This window comes from Marinospirillum insulare DSM 21763 (assembly GCF_000686905.1).
GTDB classification, from domain to species: Bacteria; Pseudomonadota; Gammaproteobacteria; order Pseudomonadales; family Halomonadaceae; genus Marinospirillum; species Marinospirillum insulare.
Window position 1 is genome coordinate 1 of the sequence record NZ_JMLW01000029.1, and the last position, 16,817, is coordinate 16,817.

A 16,817-nucleotide genomic window follows, 5' to 3' on the forward strand; every position below is an offset into this window, starting at 1 on the left:
GCTAATACTGCATCTGCTTTACCAATTAGAACGCCATCGACTAGGTGCTGTAAGTTACCCACACCCCCAGAAGCAATCACCGGCACGCTAACAGCTTCTGCAATGGCAGAAGTAACACCTAAATCGAAACCGTTTTTGGTGCCGTCTCTGTCCATGCTGGTTAGCAAAAGTTCGCCTGCGCCTAGCTCAACCATTTTTTGTGACCATTCTATGGCATCTAACCCTGTTGGGTTGCGGCCACCGTGGGTAAAAATTTCCCAACGGTCTGCTTCACCTTCAGCCGATACTTTTTTAGCATCTATAGCAACTACGATGCATTGGCTACCAAAGCGTTCAGCGGCCTCTTTAACTAGTTCTGGGTTGGTAACGGCTGCAGTATTGATAGAAACTTTATCAGCGCCGGCATTCAGTAGACGACGAATATCTTCGCAGCTACGTACACCGCCACCCACAGTGAGTGGAATAAAAATTTCACCAGCAATTTGTTCAACCATTTTTAGCGTGGTGCCACGGTCTTCGGTGCTGGCAGTAATGTCTAAAAAGGTAATTTCATCTGCGCCTTGGTCGTTGTAACGCTTAGCGATTTCAACAGGGTCACCCGCATCACGAATACCCACAAAATTAACGCCTTTGACGACACGGCCTTTGTCGACATCTAAACAAGGAATAATACGTTTAGTGAGGGTTGTTGGTTTGATAGCGGTCATAGTTTTTCCTGAGCTGTTTTGTTAAATAGTCCTTAGCCTTGGTCGGCTAGCTTTTGTGCAGCGGCTAAATCAAGCGAGCCTTCGTAAATGGCACGGCCTGTAATAGCGCCAATAATGCCTTGGTCTGCCACTTTAACAAGGCGCTCAACATCACCTAAATCAGTGACACCACCCGAAGCGATTACAGGTAAACCACCGAACTGGGCAAGTTCTACCGTGGCTTCAATATTCACGCCCTGCATCATGCCGTCGCGGCTAATATCAGTGTAAACAATGCTGCTCACACCATCATCGGCAAAGCGTTTGGCTAAATCGGTAGCACGTTGGTTAGACACTTCTGCCCAACCATCAGTAGCAACCCTGCCATTTTTAGCATCAAGACCAACAATAATATGACCCGGAAAAAGCTTACACATTTCGGTCACAAACTCAGGTTCTTTAACGGCTTTAGTGCCCAGAATAACCCACTGCACACCGGCTTCTAGGTAGTGTTCAATGGTGGCAGCAGAACGAATACCGCCACCAATTTGAATCGGTAAGTCAGGGTTGGCAAGGGCAATGTCTGTTACTGCTTTACCATTCACTGGTTTACCATCAAACGCACCGTTTAAATCAACCAAGTGAAGGCGACGGCAGCCTGCATTGACCCAACGTGCAGCCATTTCAACTGGATCATCGCCATAGCTGGTGGATTCTTCCATACGGCCTTGTCTTAGGCGTACACACTGGCCATCTTTTAAATCAATTGCAGGAATAATTAACATGGTTATAGCTTTCCAATAGTAAAGGTCAGGGTTTCCAGTTGAGGAAGTTATTCAGGAGCTGCAAGCCTGCTGCAGCACTTTTTTCTGGGTGAAATTGCACTGCTGCAACGTTATTTTCTACTAGAGCAGCATCAAAATGGATTGCGCCGTAATCACAGCTAGCTAAGCGTTGTTCTGCCTGTTTGGCTGCTACATAGTAGCTATGCACAAAATAAAAGTATTCGGATGCAGAAATGCCTTGCCAAAGTGCATGATCTTGGGTTGGTTGAACTTGGTTCCAGCCTATGTGGGGTACTTTTAAACGCTGGTTATTTGAATCAACTAGATGATTACCAAAATACTTCACCTGCCCCTGAAAATGACCTAAACAATCAACACCGCCATTTTCTTCGCTGCTTTGCATTAGTGCTTGAAAGCCAACACAAATACCCAGAAAAGGTTTGTTTTCTAAGCATTCAGTAATCACAGGAAGCAAGCCAGTGCTGGTCATTTCTGCCATGCAATCTCGCATAGCACCCACGCCGGGTAAAATTACTCGCTCGGCTTTGCGTATCACTTCAGGGTCAGATGAAATAGCCACTGTTTTACGTCCAGCGGCTACTTTTTCTACTGCTTTATGAGCGGAATGCAAATTGCCCATACCATAGTCAATAATGACTAAATCCATAACTTAGAGCACACCCTTGGTTGAAGGCATTTGTCCTGCCATGCGTTCATCAGCAGATAGCGCCATACGCAACGCACGACCAAAGGCTTTAAAAATGCTTTCAGCTTGGTGGTGAGCATTCACACCTTTTAAGTTATCTATGTGCAGGGTAACGCGTGCATGGTTTACAAAGCCGTAGAAAAATTCCCACATGGATTGGGTATCTAGGCTACCAATAGAAGCACGCGTAAATTCCACCTCTTTAAATAAACCGGGGCGACCAGAGAAGTCGATAACCACACGAGACAAGGCTTCATCTAAAGGTACATAAGCATGGCCGTAACGCACCATGCCTTTTTTGTCGCCTACGGCTTTATCAAAAGCCTGACCAAGCGTAATACCTAGGTCTTCAACACTGTGATGGTCATCTATGTGGCGGTCACCATCGACTTCGATATTCATATCTATCTGACCGTGACGAGCAACCTGCTCTAGCATGTGGTCTAAAAAGCCGATACCTGTGTTACAAACAAACTCACCCGTACCGTCTAGATTAATTTTAACTTTAATTTTAGTTTCTAACGTATCGCGACTTACACTTGCAATGCGTGCACTCATGGTTTCTTAACCCTTAAAAAGCTTGATTTGGACCAATTATAACAGTTGCAACGCCGAAAGGCAGTGCAGAGGTTTTTATACAGGCTATAGTTTTTTGCTAAGATGCTTTTTTCTAATCCGATAAAGGATAGCTATATGCCGGTTTTTTTGGTTAAAGCTGACTCTGAAGCATTGCAAGAGCAGCCTTCTTGGTTGGTTGATTTGAATAAAATTTATACAGAGGTTTTTGACGCTTCTGCACCAGCTTTTGTAGCTGAAGCGCTAACCCAACCTAACAGCTGGTTTGCTGGTGGGCTATTTAATGATCATTTATTAGGCGCGGTGTTAGTGACAGAAGAAACAGACGGTTGGCAGCTAACCCATTTAAGGGTAAGGAAAGTAACCCAGCGACGCGGAGTCGCAACACGCTTATTAAATTTACTAGCAGCAGAAGCCAGCAAAAAAAATCTAAACCTGTGTTTCACTGACTTAGAAGCAAATGAAGCAGGCCAGGCATTAGTAGAAAAGCTAGGCTTTGAAAAGACCCCGCAGGGCTTGCTATTGAAATGCCAGTGACACCTGACACAAGTGAGTGCAACTTGTGGTGTGTTACGGGTGACTTTTGCGCTCCTTCCTTGGATAATGCTTAGTTATCCCTGTTTTTCTAATTGAACCAACCCCTAGGCTAGTCTTAATCCATGAAAGCTTTTATCTCTGAACACCTAGATCTTATTGTTAACCAGCTAAAAGCTGAGCAACTGTTACCCGAAGATTTTCAGCCACGTATTCAAATTGATAACACCAAAGATAAATTACACGGCGACTTGGCCTGTAACCTCGCTTTAATGGCTGCCAAGCCAGCAGGTAAAAAGCCTAGAGACTTAGCTGAAATCATTGTTCAGCAGTTAGAAGCTAATGCCGATTTTTGTCAAAAAGTGTCTAAGATGGAAATTGCTGGCCCTGGTTTTATCAACTTCTTTTTGTCTCAAGACACGCTGACATCAGTTGTCACTCAAGTGCTAGAAGCAGGTGAAGCTTTTGGTCAAAGCAATGTTGGGCAGGGTGAAAAAGTACAAATCGAATTTGTTTCTGCTAACCCCACTGGGCCATTACATATAGGTCATGGTCGTGGAGCTGCCGTGGGCGATTGCTTAAGTCGTTTATTAGAAGCCACTGGCTGGCAGGTAACGCGTGAGTTTTATTATAACGACGCTGGCGCTCAAATAGATAATCTTGCCTTGTCTGTTCAGGCACGCGTTAAGAGTTTAGGTCCTGGGGATGCGAGTTGGCCAGAAGATGGTTATCAAGGTGATTATATAAAAGATGTCGCTGAATCTTTTTTAGCGGGCGATACAGTGATTGCCGATGATCAACAAGTAACTGCCAATGCTGATGCTAATGATTTAGACGCCATTCGTCGCTTTGCAGTAGCCTTTTTGCGCCGTGAGCAAGACTTAGACTTAAAAGCTTTTAAGGTGGCTTTTGATGTTTACTATTTAGAGTCTTCACTTTACCAAGAGGGTTTAGTTGAATCAGCGGTAAAACAGTTAGTTGCTAATGGCTTTACCTATGAAGACGGCGGTGCTTTATGGTTACGCACTACAGATTTTGGTGATGACAAAGATAGGGTTATGCGTAAAACCGACGGTGGTTATACCTATTTTGTACCCGATGTTGCCTACCACTTAAATAAATGGCAGCGTGGCTTTAAAAAAGTAATTAATGAGCAGGGTGCTGATCACCACTCAACTATTACTCGGGTTAGGGCTGGTTTGCAGGCTCTTAAAGTTGATATTCCTGAAGGCTGGCCAGATTACGTATTACACCAGATGGTGACAGTAATGCGAGATGGCGAAGAGGTTAAAATTTCTAAGCGTGCGGGTAGCTACGTCACTCTGCGCGATTTAATTGATGAAGTGGGTTGTGATGCCACCCGTTATTTCTTAGCGGCGCGAGCGCCGAGTTCACAATTAACCTTTGATATTGATCTTGCCCGTTCACAAACCAACGACAACCCTGTTTATTACATTCAATATGCCCACGCACGTTTAGCGAGTGTGGCGCGTCAAGCAGAAGAAAAAAATTACAGCTGGTCATTGGCAGCTACTGATTGTTTAGCAGAGCTAAATACCGACCAAGAACAAGCGGTGCTGAATTTATTGGCGCGTTTTCCAGAAGTGGTAAAAAAGGCAGCAAAGGAACTAGAGCCGCATCAAATTGCCCAATACCTGCGAGATTTAGCTGCTGCGATGCATTCTTGGTATAACGCTAATCAATTTTTAGTGGATGATGCACAGGTTAGAACAGCAAGATTAATGCTCGCCGCTGCAACACGGACTGTACTTGCAAGGGGTTTGAGCTTACTAGGTGTTACAGCGCCTGATTCAATGTAGTGCGCCAGGCTGCTAATTAGAAGCTACTAAGGAATGGAGGGATATAATGGCCAGAGACTTTGCTAGTCGCCAGCGAAAACGCAGCAAACCAGACAAAACCGAAACAGCTAAGTCACGCGGAGCTAGCCCGCGTGCTACTGAAGATGATTTAGCTGAATTAAGTGTTTGGGATCGTTTACCCGCCTGGGGTTGGCTTACCTTAGGCTTGGTAGCAGGTTTTTTAATTGCTATTTTAAGTCAGCCAAGTAGTCAAACTCCCTTGCAAGAAAAGCCACCTTTAGTTGCAGCTGAAGTAGAAAAAACACCCGAAGCTAAGGAAGAAAAACCAAAAAAAGAACCTGTAAAAGCTAAGGGTCAGGCAGCACCTCGTTTTGACTTTTATACCCTGCTACCTGAAAGCGAAGTCGTAGCGCCAGAAATTGAAGCGTATAAATCGACTCCTCGAGAAGCAAAAGATCAGCCCCGCTTTATGTTGCAAGTAGGCTCTTTTCGCAGTACAGAAGATGCTAAAAGGCAAGAGCAACGCTTGAAAAGCTTAGGCTATGACCGCATACGCATTAGTGAGGTAGAAACAGGTAATGGTGATATTTGGCACCGTGTACAAGTGGGGCCTTATCAAAATAGGCGTTTATTAGCCAGTGTACAGAATAATCTAGCTAAAGCTGGGCTTGATTTTATGCTGCTTAAATTGCGTGATGAACCAGAGGTTGAGCAGTCGACAGCGCCTCAATCAATAACCCCTAATTAAGGAGACGGTATGACCACCATAGTGTGCGTACGTCGAGATAACGAAGTTGTACTTGGTGGTGATGGCCAAGTGTCTTTAGGTAATACCGTTATGAAAGGTAATGCACGAAAAGTGCGTCGCCTTTATAACGACAAAATTATTGCTGGTTTTGCAGGGGGTACAGCCGATGCCTTCACCCTGTTTGAACGCTTTGAAGGCCAGCTAGAAAAACACCACGGCCAGCTAGTTAGAGCGGCGGTTGAAATGGCCAAAGACTGGCGGACTGACCGGGCACTAAGACGCTTAGAAGCCATGTTGGTAGTGGCAGATGAAACCGCAACCCTGTGCATCAGTGGTACAGGTGATGTAGTCGAGCCAGAGCATGGTGTGCTAGCTATTGGCTCGGGCGGTAACTTTGCTTTAGCTTCAGCTCGTGCATTATTAGAAAACACTGATCTGTCTGCGCATGAAATAGTTGAGAAAAGTTTACAGTTAGCCGGTGATATTTGTGTCTTTACTAACCACCAGATAACCCTAGAAGGTATAAAGAAATGAGCAGCATGACGCCAAGAGAAATTGTAAGTGAGTTAGATCGTTTTATTATTGGTCAAGCTGACGCTAAGCGTTCTGTTGCTATTGCCCTTCGTAATCGCTGGCGCAGAATGCAGTTAGATCCAGATTTACGCGCAGAAGTAACCCCAAAAAATATTTTAATGATTGGTCCAACCGGTGTAGGTAAAACAGAAATTGCTCGCCGTTTGGCCAAGCTTGCCAGAGCGCCTTTTATTAAAGTTGAAGCCACCAAATTTACTGAAGTCGGCTATGTAGGACGCGACGTTGAAACCATTATTCGTGATTTAATGGAATCGGCAGTCAAAATGCTGCGTGAAGAAGCCATGGGCAAGCATAAGGTTTTAGCGGAAGATGCAGCTGAAGAACGCATTCTAGATGCCTTGTTACCGCCAGCTAGAGGCGAAGAAGCTAACACTACACAGACAGAAGAATCTGCAACTCGTCAGATGTTCCGTAAAAAGTTACGTGAAGGCCAGCTAGACGACAAGGAAATTGAAATAGAAGTGGCAGGGCCGCAAATTGGCGTAGAAATTATGAGTCCGCCGGGCATGGAAGAAATGACCCAGCAGCTACAGAGCATGTTTTCTAATTTAGATCAGAAAAAAGGCCGCACCACCAAATTAAAAATTCGTGATGCCCAGCGTCAACTGCGTGATGAAGAAGCAGCACGCTTGGTTAACCAAGAAGAAATTAAGCGTGAAGCGGTTGATCTAGTAGAGCAAAATGGCATCGTCTTTTTAGATGAATTAGATAAGGTGTGTAAGCGTGGTGAAAGCTCGGGCGGTAGCGACGTGTCACGCGAAGGTGTACAGCGAGATTTGCTACCTCTAATTGAAGGCAGTACGGTTAGCACTAAATACGGCATGGTTAAAACCGACCATATTTTATTTATTGCTTCAGGTGCATTTCACCTAGCCAAACCTTCAGACCTAATTCCAGAGCTACAAGGCCGCTTGCCTATTCGTGTGGAGTTAAAAGCACTAACCACTGATGATTTTCGTCGTATTCTAACCGAGCCTACCGCATCTTTAACTCGCCAAGCAGTAGCACTCTTAGCGACAGAAGATGTTGAGTTAAGCTTTACCGATGATGGGATAAATCGCTTGGCAGAAATAGCCTACGAAGTGAACGAAAATACCGACAACATTGGTGCGCGTCGTTTACATACCGTTATAGAGCGATTGTTAGAAGAGGCGAGCTTCTCAGCGGAAAGCCTAAATGGCAAGTTGGTGGTAGATGCTGACTATGTAAATAAGCAGCTAGGTGCATTAGTAAAAGACCAAGATCTTTCACGTTATATTCTTTAAAGGTGTAAAATGGCTCTACCCCAACCAACTAAAATTCATTACAGCAAAACGCGGCATTGCTTAGAACTGCACTATGCAGATGGCCAGCTAGTAGAGCTTTCTGCTGAGTTACTAAGAGTGCTTTCACCTTCAGCAGAAGTACAAGGTCACGGCTCACCTAAGTTACAAGTCGGTAAGAAGGATGTGCGTATTTGGAAGATAGAACCTGTTGGGCGTTATGCTTTAAAGCTGAGTTTTGATGATGGGCATGACACAGGGCTATTCACTTGGGATTACCTTTGGCAGCTAGGTGAAAACAAAGAAGTAAGGTGGCAGCAGTACCTAGATCAGCTTGCCGCAGCAGGTGAAAGCCGTACTCCCAAACTTATTCCGCTGGCAGTCGATGCAGGTAAAAAATCATGACACAGAAAGAGCAACAAGATAAGACAACTCACTTTGGCTATCAAGAAGTGCCGGTTGATGAAAAAGTTAAACGAGTTGCTGGCGTTTTTGATTCTGTTGCCAGTAAATACGACCTAATGAACGATATGATGTCGATGGGCGTACACCGCTTGTGGAAAAAATTCACCATAGAACTGTCGGGAGTGCGTAAAGGCAATAAAGTGCTGGATATTGCCGGTGGTACCGGCGATTTAACCATGCAGTTTTCACGCCTTGTAGGTGACGAGGGTGAAGTGATTTTGGCTGACATTAATGACTCTATGCTTAAGGTGGGGCGTGATCGTCTGCTTGATAGAGGTTATGGCGGTAATATTCGTTTTGTGCAAGCCAATGCAGAAGCTTTACCTTTTCCAGATAACCACTTTGATGTCATCACCATTGCTTTTGGGCTGCGCAACGTCACCGATAAAGATAAAGCACTCAAAGATATGGCGCGTATTCTTAAACCAGGTGGTCGTTTGCTGGTATTAGAGTTCTCCAAGCCAACTAACCCGCTTATGTCTAAAGCTTACGACCTTTATTCATTTACTGCCTTGCCTTTAATGGGCAAAATTTTGGCGGGTGACAGTGACTCTTATCGCTATTTAGCTGAATCCATTCGTATGCACCCAGACCAAGAAACACTTAAAGATATGATGCAAAATGTAGGCCTAAGTGATGTGGAATACCATAATATGACCTCGGGTGTGGTTGCTTTGCACCGTGGTTTTAAGCTGTAACTGATACCTAAGGAAGCTGAAACTCTATGCAATTACCGCTCAGTGTCTTAACAGCGCTTGAAAGCTTGATTAACCCTTTATTGATGCGGGCTGTAGCACAAGAAGGTTCCGCTGCCCAAGCGTTTGAGAAATTACAGGGCAGCTGCATTGAGTATCAGGTAAGTGGGTTAAATTTAGCGTTAAAAATGCAAGTGGCGGGCGATGGTTTATACCTTTATCGTCAAAGCGAAGAACCCTCAGATGCATGGATTTTGGCTTCAGCACAAGATTACCTAAAAATGGCCACCAGCAAAAATGCCAGCCAAATTTTATTTGGGCCAGATGTGAGTGTAGGTGGTAACACCCACCTACTGGAAGTGCTGCAAGAATTAATTGCAGGCCTAGGTTTAGATACTCAAGAGCTGGTTGCACGCTTTGCAGGCCCTCTGCCTTTAGCTTCCCTTCAAGCAGGTTTTAAACAGCTGTTACAATTTGGGCAAGGCTTAACTGGCTCAGCAAGCGAAGATATTAAATCTTATTTAGATGACGAAGCAGGTGTTTTGCCAGGTAAAGACTCTTGGCATGTGGCTGAAGATGCGTTACATGAGCTGCGCCTAGATGTAGACCGTTTAGAAGCACGAATAAACCTGCTAGAAAAGCAGTTACAGCCATCAGCAGGAGAGAAGTAAGTGGGACGCTTATACCGTGCTTTTCGTATCGCTTGGATTTCTCTACGTTACCGTTTAGATAGTTTGATTCCCCTAGATCGCCTGCCTTTTGCGCTAGTATTGTTAATGCGCTTAAACCCTGCTCAGCTTTTCCCCATGCGGGATTACACTCGCGGTGAGCGTTTGCGCTTGGCTTTAGAAGAGCTGGGTCCAATTTTTACCAAGTTTGGGCAAATGCTTTCAACACGTCGCGACCTATTGCCACCCGATGTAGCCGATGAGCTCAGAAAGTTACAAGACCAAGTACCACCCTTTCCAGCTGCCCAAGCTAAGGCAACCATAGAAAAAGCTTTAGGCATGACTGTTGAAGAGGCCTTTGCTGAGTTTGAAAGTGAAGCTTTAGCTTCTGCCTCTGTTGCTCAAGTTCATGCTGCTAAGCTACACACAGGTGAAGACGTTGTTGTTAAGGTAATACGCCCGGGAGTAGAAAAAGTTATTAAAAAAGATGTGCAGCTTTTATATATGTTGGCACATCTGGTTTTACGTTTAGTGCCCGATGCGCGTCGTCTTCATCCGGTTGCAGTAGTGGCTGACTATGAAGTGAGTTTAATGGATGAGTTAGATTTACAAAAAGAAGCAGCTAATACTTCGCAACTAAAGCGCAACTTTTTAAACTCGCCTTTGCTCTATGTACCCGCTATTCACTGGTCATTTACGCGTAGAAATTTAATGGTGCAAGAGCGCATTTATGGTGTACCCATTGCAGAAGTGGAAACCATTAAAGCGCATCAAGTGAATATGAAAAAACTGGCGGAACGTGGCGTAGAGATTTTCTTTACTCAAGTGTTTCGCGATAATTTTTTTCATGCCGATATGCACCCGGGTAATATATTTTTAGATACCAGTAAACCAGAAAGCCCAAGGTACATTGCTATAGATTGCGGCATAGTGGGTTCTTTAAGTGTTGAAGATCAAAATTATTTAGCGCGTAACCTGCTGGCTTTTTTTAAGCAAGACTACCATGAGGTGGCTAGACTACATATCGAGTCGGGTTGGGTAGGTGAAGGAACTCGAGCTAATGAGTTTGCTGCTGCTATTCGTGCTGTGTGCGAGCCTATTTTTGAAAAACCTTTAAAAGATATTTCATTTGGTCAGGTGTTATTAGGTTTATTTCAAACCGCCCGTCGCTTTAATATGGAAGTGCAGCCACAGTTGGTTCTGTTACAAAAAACACTGCTGAATATTGAAGGCTTGGGTAGGCAGCTTTATCCGGAATTAGATTTATGGACTACAGCTAAGCCCTTTTTAGAAAATTGGATGAAACAACGCGTAGGCCCTCGTGGTATTCTTAAAAAGGCCCAAGAGAAGCTACCCGACTGGTTAGAACTAGTGCCTGAATTACCACAATTAGCCCATGAAGGCTTAAGTCAAATACAAAACTGGCAACAAGACCAGCAAGCACAGCGGAATCTTTTAGCCGAGCTACGTAACGAAATGGCCTTGAATCGTCGCCGTAATGGTCAGTTTTTAGTGGGCAGTTTGTTATTAGGTCTAGGGTTAATAACTGGGTTGGGTGACTACCTTTTACCTTGGCTAGAAGGTGAGTGGCAGCCTTGGTTAGTTGGTGGGTTAGGGCTATTGATGTTGCTTAGGCGTTAAGCTGCTGGTAGATAACCTGTGTTTGAATAATTAATTACTTTTAGATTTAACAAGGCAGTCAAGTGAATGAGTGATATCCTTCAAGAGTTAGCAGTTATTTTACAAGAGCGTAAACAAGCCGACCCTAATAGTTCTTATGTGGCTCAGTTGCATCACAAAGGTTTAAATAAAATTCTAGAAAAAGTAGGCGAAGAAGCAACAGAGGCTATTTTAGCTGCAAAAGATGCTGAATCTTTAGGTTCTCAAAATGAAGTCATTGCGGAAACAGCTGATCTCTGGTTTCATTCACTGGTTATGTTGTCGCACTTAGATATCAGTCATCAAGACGTACTTAATGAGCTAGCTCGCCGTATGGGCATTTCTGGCTTAGATGAAAAAGCGAGTCGTAGTTAACAAACACTAAACATTTAATTGATAGTTTGATCTATAGCAGGAGAAAGTTATGGGCTTTGGTGGCATTAGTATTTGGCAGCTTCTTATTGTACTGGGCATAGTGGTTTTAATTTTTGGAACTAAGAAGTTCCGTAGTCTAGGCAGCGATTTAGGCAGCGCAGTCAAAGGGTTTAAATCAGCCATGAAAGAAGGTGAAAAAGAAGCTGATTCTGAAAACTTGGAAAAAACTGCAGCAGACCAAGATCCTATTGATGTTAAGGCAACTCAAGTTGATCAGGAGCAGGAGCGCAAATAAGCGCCCTAGTCTATGTTTGATATTGGCTTTTTTGAACTCCTAGTCATTGCCGTGGTGGGGCTGTTGGTATTAGGCCCTCACCGCCTGCCGCAAGCGATTAAAACCCTGGGTTTGTATATTGGGCGTATTCGAAAAATGGTATCTGGCATTCAGCAAGAGGTGAGTGAACAGATGCAGTTAGAAGAAATGCGCGAGCGTTTAGCCGAACACGAAAAAAAGGTACTCAGTGGGCTAAATGAAGCAGAAAAAGAACTAACAGAAGAAATGGAATTGCAGAAATCGACAGCTAATAAAGATTCAGCAGCTTCAAAAGCACAACCTAAGGATGATTCTAAGTGAGTAATCAGGATACGCAGTCTGCTTCTCATCCAGAAGAAAGCACTGCCCCAGCAAGCCATGCCCCCTTGGTTGAGCACCTAATTGAGCTACGTACTCGCGTATTGCGAATTTTTTTATCGGTACTCGTTGTTTTTCTTGGTTTGTTTTACTTTGCCAACGATATCTACTTATTTATATCTGAGCCTTTACGGTCAATTTTACCTGTAGGAGCCCAGATGATAGCAACTGAGGTTGCCTCACCTTTTTTAGCTCCATTTAAGTTAACCCTATTTACTGCTTTCCTAGTGAGCGTGCCTTATATTTTGTATCAAATCTGGAGTTTTATAGCGCCAGGCTTGTATGCTCATGAAAAAAAGCTGGCCTTTCCTTTGTTGGGCTCAAGCATCGTTTTGTTTTATGCTGGCATGGCTTTTGCCTATTATGCTGTTTTCCCTTTGCTCTTTGCCTTCTTTACTAAAGCTGCACCCGATGGCGTAGCAGTGATGACCGATATTAACGCCTACCTAAGTTTTGTACTAAAGTTGTTTTTTGCTTTTGGGGTAGCTTTTGAAATTCCTGTTGCAACAGTATTACTTGTTTTGGCTGGAGTGACTAAGGTTGAAAGTCTGGTTGCTAAGCGTCTCTACGTTATTTTAGGCTGCTTTGTTGTTGGAATGCTATTAACGCCACCTGATATATTTTCACAAACCCTCTTAGCTGTACCTATGTGGTTATTATTTGAATTAGGTATTTTAATTTCACGTTTATTACCTAAGGTTAAAGAAGAAGTATAAAACATAACTTTACATTGAAATACAATAAACCCGCTCTAATTGGCGGGTTGTTGTTTTATATCAATTGATAAGTTAAGGATGCTTGATATATATTAAAGTAATGGAAGGATTAATAAGGCCGATGGAGTCGAAGATGGTTGAGAGTAGTAAGGTTCTATACGAAGACGATGAACACCAATTCATTTGGTTTGGCTGGGAAGACCCAGATACTGATGAAAGCTTGGTGCAGTCTAATCAAGTGTTAGTTGTCAATCAGGATCAGGGCTACTTATTTGATCCAGGTGGTGCCTTTATTTTTTCTGAAGTGGCTGCCGAAGTTAATAAATACCTTCCCCTAGATCAAATTCGTTACTTGTTAGCGACACACCAAGACCCTGACGTGCTTTCTTCCGTTACGCTTTGGTTAAAAGCGACCAATGCACGTTTATTAGTATCACGCTTGTGGATACGCTTTGTTTCTCACTTTGGCTTTAGTGATAACAGCCGCCTTATAGCTATCGAAGACCGTGGCAAAATGATTAAGCTACCCGCAGGTGGTGAAATCGTTATGTTACCTGCTCACTTTTTGCATAGTGAAGGTAACTTTTGTTTTTATGATAGCCGTTCCAAAATTCTTTTTTCTGGTGATATAGGTGCGGCAGTTTTTCCAGCAGGCGAGCGCTATTTAATGGTGGAAGACTGGGAGAAACATCTAACTTATACAGAAGGCTTCCATAAGCGCTATATGGGTAATAATGCAGCTTTGCGTAAATGGGTTAGCATGATTCGCCAGTACCCTATTGAAATGATAGTGCCTCAACATGGTGCAATTATAGGCAAAGAACACATTCCAAAATTTTTAGATTGGCTAGAAAACCTGCAATGTGGGACAGACTTGCTGGATGAATTCTACGGCTTTTGAGCTGGCTCAGTTTTACTAACATGCATTTGTTCTAGAGTAGGCAGAATAACAATAAAGGAAGTTTTTTATAGGAGCCTGTCGAGATGAATGAACGTTTAGATGATGATCGCTTATTATTTGAAGATGATGAGCATCAGTTTGTGTGGTTTGGCTGGGAAGAAGAGGAAGGCTCTAATTCTTTTGTACAAACTAACCAGTGTCTAATAATTAATGGAGGGCAGGGCTACTTATTTGACCCTGGTGGAACCTATGTATTTCACCAGGTGTTAGAGCAGGTAACACGCTATTTGCACCCTCGGCAGCTGAATACTTTAATTGCTACCCACCAAGACCCTGACGTTTGCTCTTCTGCACCCTATTGGATGAAAGCAACGGATGCAAAGTTATTAATATCTAACCTCTGGCTACACTTTGTTTCTCACTTTGGCTTAGATGAGCCTGAACGTGTTGTTCCTTTGCCAGACAAGGGAGCGAAGCTGCGTTTGCCTACAGGTGATCACTTATTAATTTTACCTGCTCACTTTTTACACAGTGAAGGTAATTTTAGTATTTTTGATGAGCGCTCAGGAATTTTGTTTACTGGCGATATAGGCGCATCTATTTATCCAGAAGGTGGACGAGAAATTTTTGTTGAAGACTTTGAAGCACATAAAGCCTTTATGGAGCCGTTTCATAAGCGCTACATGCACTCCAATGCTGTATGCAGACACTGGGTCGCTAGAATTCGAGCTTTGCCCCACAAAGTTAAAATGATAGTGCCTCAACATGGAGCCATGTTTCAGGAAGATCAGGTAGAAGCCTTTCTTTCCTGGTTTGAAGAACTGCAGTGTGGTGGTGATTATTTGCAAGCCATCTACGCTGACCAGCCTTTTTAGGTTACAGACAGATTGCAAGGATAAGCTATGTTTTTGCGTGATTTTGAATTAACAAGAATAACGCCTGAACACCTACAAGTGGATCAGCCAGTGCCTTGGTCTATCTATGACGAGTTTGGTAAGTTGTTGATGGCTAAAGGCTCTACTTTACGCTCAGATAGACAAAAAGAAATTTTAACAAGAGTGGGCTTGTTTGCTCAAGAAATAGAGCCAGATCCTGAAAGCTTGATACCTAAACCTATTAAGTTTCGACGTAAAGTTAACCCCTTTGCAGAGTTTGATGAGTTGTGCTTAAAACTAGAAGAAGTTTTTAAGCTGTTTGACTCAGAAAAACGACCTGCAGGTAGCGTAATTAAAAAGCGTGTTTACGATATCGCAATCCATATTCAAGGCTTGGTTGAGTATGACAGTGATGCTTTGTTGGGTGCCGTGCATTTAGCTGAGCAGTTTCCTTACCATGTACACCACCCCATGCAAATTGCAGTCTTGGCTGAGTTAATACTTGAGCGTTTGCAAGTTGAGCAAGATATTAGGTTGTCAGTATTGGCAGCAGCACTAACTGGCAATATAGCAATGAACCCTTATCAGCAGCGCTTACACCAACAAAAAACACCACTGAATGATCAGCAGCGCGAAGTGATTAATCGCCACCCTTTGCAAGGTGCGCAAAAATTAGAAGCTGCAGGTATAGATGACCTGCTCTGGATAGAATTGGTTGCTCAGCACCATGAAAAGTTAGATGGAACTGGCTACCCACGCAAGCTGGTAGGTGATGCGATTAGACGTGAAGCAAGAATTTTGGCACTAGCCGATGTTTATACTGCTATGGTAACGCACCGACCTTACCGTAACCCAATAAAACACAAAGATTCATTACGTGATATTTTTACTCAGCGTGGTAGTAAGTTTGATTCTAAGCTGACGCTGTTATTTTTAAATGAGTTAGGTGTGTACCCACCAGGTGTTTATGTGCGTCTTAATAATGGTGAGCTAGCCGTTGTTATTGGTCGTACGCCAGACCCTCGTTCACCCTTGGTAGCTAGTATCAAAAAAACCGATGGTGATTTGTTTTTATCTCCTAGACGCAGAAACACTGCCACAGAGCAGTTTGCTATACGTAGCGCTTGTAATGTTAATGAACGTATAAAAATTAACCCAGCGACCCTTTGGGGTATTAGTGCTATCAGAGTTAATGCCTACGATGTGGACTTGTCGGGTGTGGCTGACTTAATTTAAAAGTAGCCCTGCTGAATAGAGGGCTACAGGTTTTTAAGTAAGCTAATTTAGGCTAACTCAAGTACCTTATCAACGAGTTTAAAAATACCCGCTTTTGCTTCCGTTATACGGTTAGCTAGCATATAGGCAGGTGTGGTTACTACCTTGTGGTTATTATCGACCACTATCTCATCAACACTGCAGCTTTTATGCAATGAACCCATGCTTGCCATAGCACCCTCGACTGCAGCATCATCACCTACGGTACATAAAATACCTGGTTTAATAAGCTTGGCAGTAATAGCAGGTGTGATACACATTAAACCTATGGGTTTTTCTGCTTGAAAAAAGGCTTGCACAAACGCTTGTACATTGGAATCAAGGCTGCAGTCAGCCCCTTCTTTAGCAAAGGTTGAGAAGTTTTTGGCTACACCAAAACCACCGGGTAGTATCACCGCATCGTAATCTTCAGGGTTAGCGGTTGATAAGGCAATAATATCCCCTCTAGCTAAACGAGCGGCTTCCACTAATAAGTTTCGACTGGCTGCACCTTCTGGCTGACTGTCTTTAACCTCTTCTCCAGTTAAGTGATTGATGACCTGGTCGAGTGGTTTGTCTGGCGCTATAAACTGATAGTCTGCATCTTGTTCATCTAAGCGCAATAGAGTTAAAACAGTTTCGTAAATTTCTGCGCCGTCATAAACACCGCAACCAGCTATTAATAATGCGACTTTCTTTTTCATTTTATTCTCCAAGAGTAGTGGGTCTCTACAGATTCAATCTAGCTAGATTAAAGGTGGGTGGCAAATGTTGCAGTTTAAATGCAACCTTTGACTGATATACTGT

The 16,817-nt window shown here is 43.4% G+C and carries 21 protein-coding genes; 16 read left to right on the forward strand and 5 right to left on the reverse strand.

The genetic code is table 11. From position 1 onward, the window contains the following. From hisF to hisB, 4 genes are all read right to left on the reverse strand, one after another. On the reverse strand, nt 1-707 hold a 707-nt coding region (hisF, locus tag BP27_RS0111135), incomplete at its 3' end, for an imidazole glycerol phosphate synthase subunit HisF (protein WP_027851620.1). Between the two features lie 32 nt (nt 708-739). Further along, complete coding sequence (gene hisA, locus BP27_RS0111140) at nt 740-1,471, reverse strand: 1-(5-phosphoribosyl)-5-[(5-phosphoribosylamino)methylideneamino]imidazole-4-carboxamide isomerase (protein WP_027851621.1); 732 nt, start codon at nt 1,469-1,471, stop codon at nt 740-742. Nucleotides 1,472-1,496: 25 nt separating this feature from the next. Next, nucleotides 1,497-2,138 (reverse strand): imidazole glycerol phosphate synthase subunit HisH, encoded by a 642-nt coding sequence (gene hisH / locus BP27_RS0111145; RefSeq protein ID WP_027851622.1) that lies wholly within the window; start codon nt 2,136-2,138, stop codon nt 1,497-1,499. Between the two features lie 3 nt (nt 2,139-2,141). Further along, complete coding sequence (hisB, locus tag BP27_RS0111150) at nt 2,142-2,735, reverse strand: imidazoleglycerol-phosphate dehydratase HisB (protein WP_027851623.1); 594 nt, start codon at nt 2,733-2,735, stop codon at nt 2,142-2,144. Nucleotides 2,736-2,870: 135 nt separating this feature from the next. Between hisB and BP27_RS16815 the strand changes: the two genes are divergently transcribed. The 16 genes from BP27_RS16815 to BP27_RS0111230 all read left to right on the forward strand — a co-directional run bounded on the left by BP27_RS16815 (nt 2,871) and on the right by BP27_RS0111230 (nt 15,992). Next, on the forward strand, nt 2,871-3,290 hold the full coding sequence (locus BP27_RS16815) for a GNAT family N-acetyltransferase (protein ID WP_051610529.1): 420 nt from the start codon (nt 2,871-2,873) through the stop codon (nt 3,288-3,290). Nucleotides 3,291-3,412: 122 nt separating this feature from the next. Continuing rightward, nucleotides 3,413-5,107 carry an arginine--tRNA ligase gene (argS, locus tag BP27_RS0111160; protein ID WP_027851624.1) on the forward strand — a complete coding sequence of 565 codons (1,695 nt, stop codon included), beginning with the start codon at nt 3,413-3,415 and terminating at the stop codon, nt 5,105-5,107. Nucleotides 5,108-5,153: 46 nt separating this feature from the next. Next, nucleotides 5,154-5,855, forward strand: coding sequence for an SPOR domain-containing protein (locus BP27_RS16075; protein WP_051610530.1), 702 nt, complete (start codon nt 5,154-5,156; stop codon nt 5,853-5,855). A gap of 9 nt (nt 5,856-5,864) precedes the next feature. Next, nucleotides 5,865-6,389, forward strand: a complete 525-nt coding sequence (gene hslV / locus BP27_RS0111170) for an ATP-dependent protease subunit HslV (RefSeq protein WP_027851625.1) — start codon at nt 5,865-5,867, stop codon at nt 6,387-6,389. Further along, nucleotides 6,386-7,714: an ATP-dependent protease ATPase subunit HslU gene (gene hslU / locus BP27_RS0111175; RefSeq protein WP_027851626.1), complete on the forward strand. Its 1,329-nt coding sequence runs from the start codon at nt 6,386-6,388 to the stop codon at nt 7,712-7,714. The genes hslV and hslU overlap by 4 nt, the downstream gene beginning before the upstream one ends. Nucleotides 7,715-7,723: 9 nt before the next feature. Beyond that, a complete protein-coding gene (locus tag BP27_RS0111180; protein WP_027851627.1) occupies nt 7,724-8,116 on the forward strand; it encodes a gamma-butyrobetaine hydroxylase family protein in 393 nt (130 codons plus the stop codon). Further along, entirely contained in the window at nt 8,113-8,874 is a 762-nt protein-coding gene (gene ubiE / locus BP27_RS0111185; protein ID WP_027851628.1) for a bifunctional demethylmenaquinone methyltransferase/2-methoxy-6-polyprenyl-1,4-benzoquinol methylase UbiE, read from the forward strand. The genes BP27_RS0111180 and ubiE overlap by 4 nt, the downstream gene beginning before the upstream one ends. Before the next feature lie 26 nt (nt 8,875-8,900). Next, nucleotides 8,901-9,542, forward strand: coding sequence for a ubiquinone biosynthesis accessory factor UbiJ (locus tag BP27_RS0111190; RefSeq protein ID WP_027851629.1), 642 nt, complete (start codon nt 8,901-8,903; stop codon nt 9,540-9,542). Then, nucleotides 9,543-11,180 (forward strand): ubiquinone biosynthesis regulatory protein kinase UbiB, encoded by a 1,638-nt coding sequence (gene ubiB / locus BP27_RS0111195; protein ID WP_036240137.1) that lies wholly within the window; start codon nt 9,543-9,545, stop codon nt 11,178-11,180. Between the two features lie 66 nt (nt 11,181-11,246). Next, nucleotides 11,247-11,573 carry a phosphoribosyl-ATP diphosphatase gene (locus tag BP27_RS0111200; protein ID WP_027851631.1) on the forward strand — a complete coding sequence of 109 codons (327 nt, stop codon included), beginning with the start codon at nt 11,247-11,249 and terminating at the stop codon, nt 11,571-11,573. A gap of 49 nt (nt 11,574-11,622) precedes the next feature. Further along, the gene (tatA, locus tag BP27_RS0111205; RefSeq protein WP_027851632.1) at nt 11,623-11,868 is read left to right on the forward strand and encodes a Sec-independent protein translocase subunit TatA; all 246 of its coding nucleotides are present in this window, start codon (nt 11,623-11,625) and stop codon (nt 11,866-11,868) included. A 12-nt stretch (nt 11,869-11,880) separates the two neighbouring features. Next, nucleotides 11,881-12,207 carry a Sec-independent protein translocase protein TatB gene (gene tatB / locus BP27_RS16080; protein ID WP_051610531.1) on the forward strand — a complete coding sequence of 109 codons (327 nt, stop codon included), beginning with the start codon at nt 11,881-11,883 and terminating at the stop codon, nt 12,205-12,207. Next, nucleotides 12,204-12,980 carry a twin-arginine translocase subunit TatC gene (gene tatC / locus BP27_RS16085; RefSeq protein WP_051610532.1) on the forward strand — a complete coding sequence of 259 codons (777 nt, stop codon included), beginning with the start codon at nt 12,204-12,206 and terminating at the stop codon, nt 12,978-12,980. Before tatB ends, tatC begins: the two co-directional genes overlap by 4 nt. Before the next feature lie 133 nt (nt 12,981-13,113). Continuing rightward, nucleotides 13,114-13,881 carry an oxygen-binding di-iron domain-containing protein gene (locus BP27_RS0111220; RefSeq protein WP_036240139.1) on the forward strand — a complete coding sequence of 256 codons (768 nt, stop codon included), beginning with the start codon at nt 13,114-13,116 and terminating at the stop codon, nt 13,879-13,881. 83 nt (nt 13,882-13,964) lie between these two features. Then, nucleotides 13,965-14,756, forward strand: coding sequence for an oxygen-binding di-iron domain-containing protein (locus BP27_RS0111225; RefSeq protein ID WP_027851634.1), 792 nt, complete (start codon nt 13,965-13,967; stop codon nt 14,754-14,756). A gap of 27 nt (nt 14,757-14,783) precedes the next feature. Further along, nucleotides 14,784-15,992 carry an HD-GYP domain-containing protein gene (locus BP27_RS0111230; RefSeq protein WP_027851635.1) on the forward strand — a complete coding sequence of 403 codons (1,209 nt, stop codon included), beginning with the start codon at nt 14,784-14,786 and terminating at the stop codon, nt 15,990-15,992. 47 nt (nt 15,993-16,039) lie between these two features. Here the strand turns inward: BP27_RS0111230 and elbB are convergent, their stop codons facing one another. After that, entirely contained in the window at nt 16,040-16,714 is a 675-nt protein-coding gene (elbB, locus tag BP27_RS0111235; RefSeq protein WP_027851636.1) for an isoprenoid biosynthesis glyoxalase ElbB, read from the reverse strand. Nucleotides 16,715-16,817 lie beyond the last annotated feature (103 nt).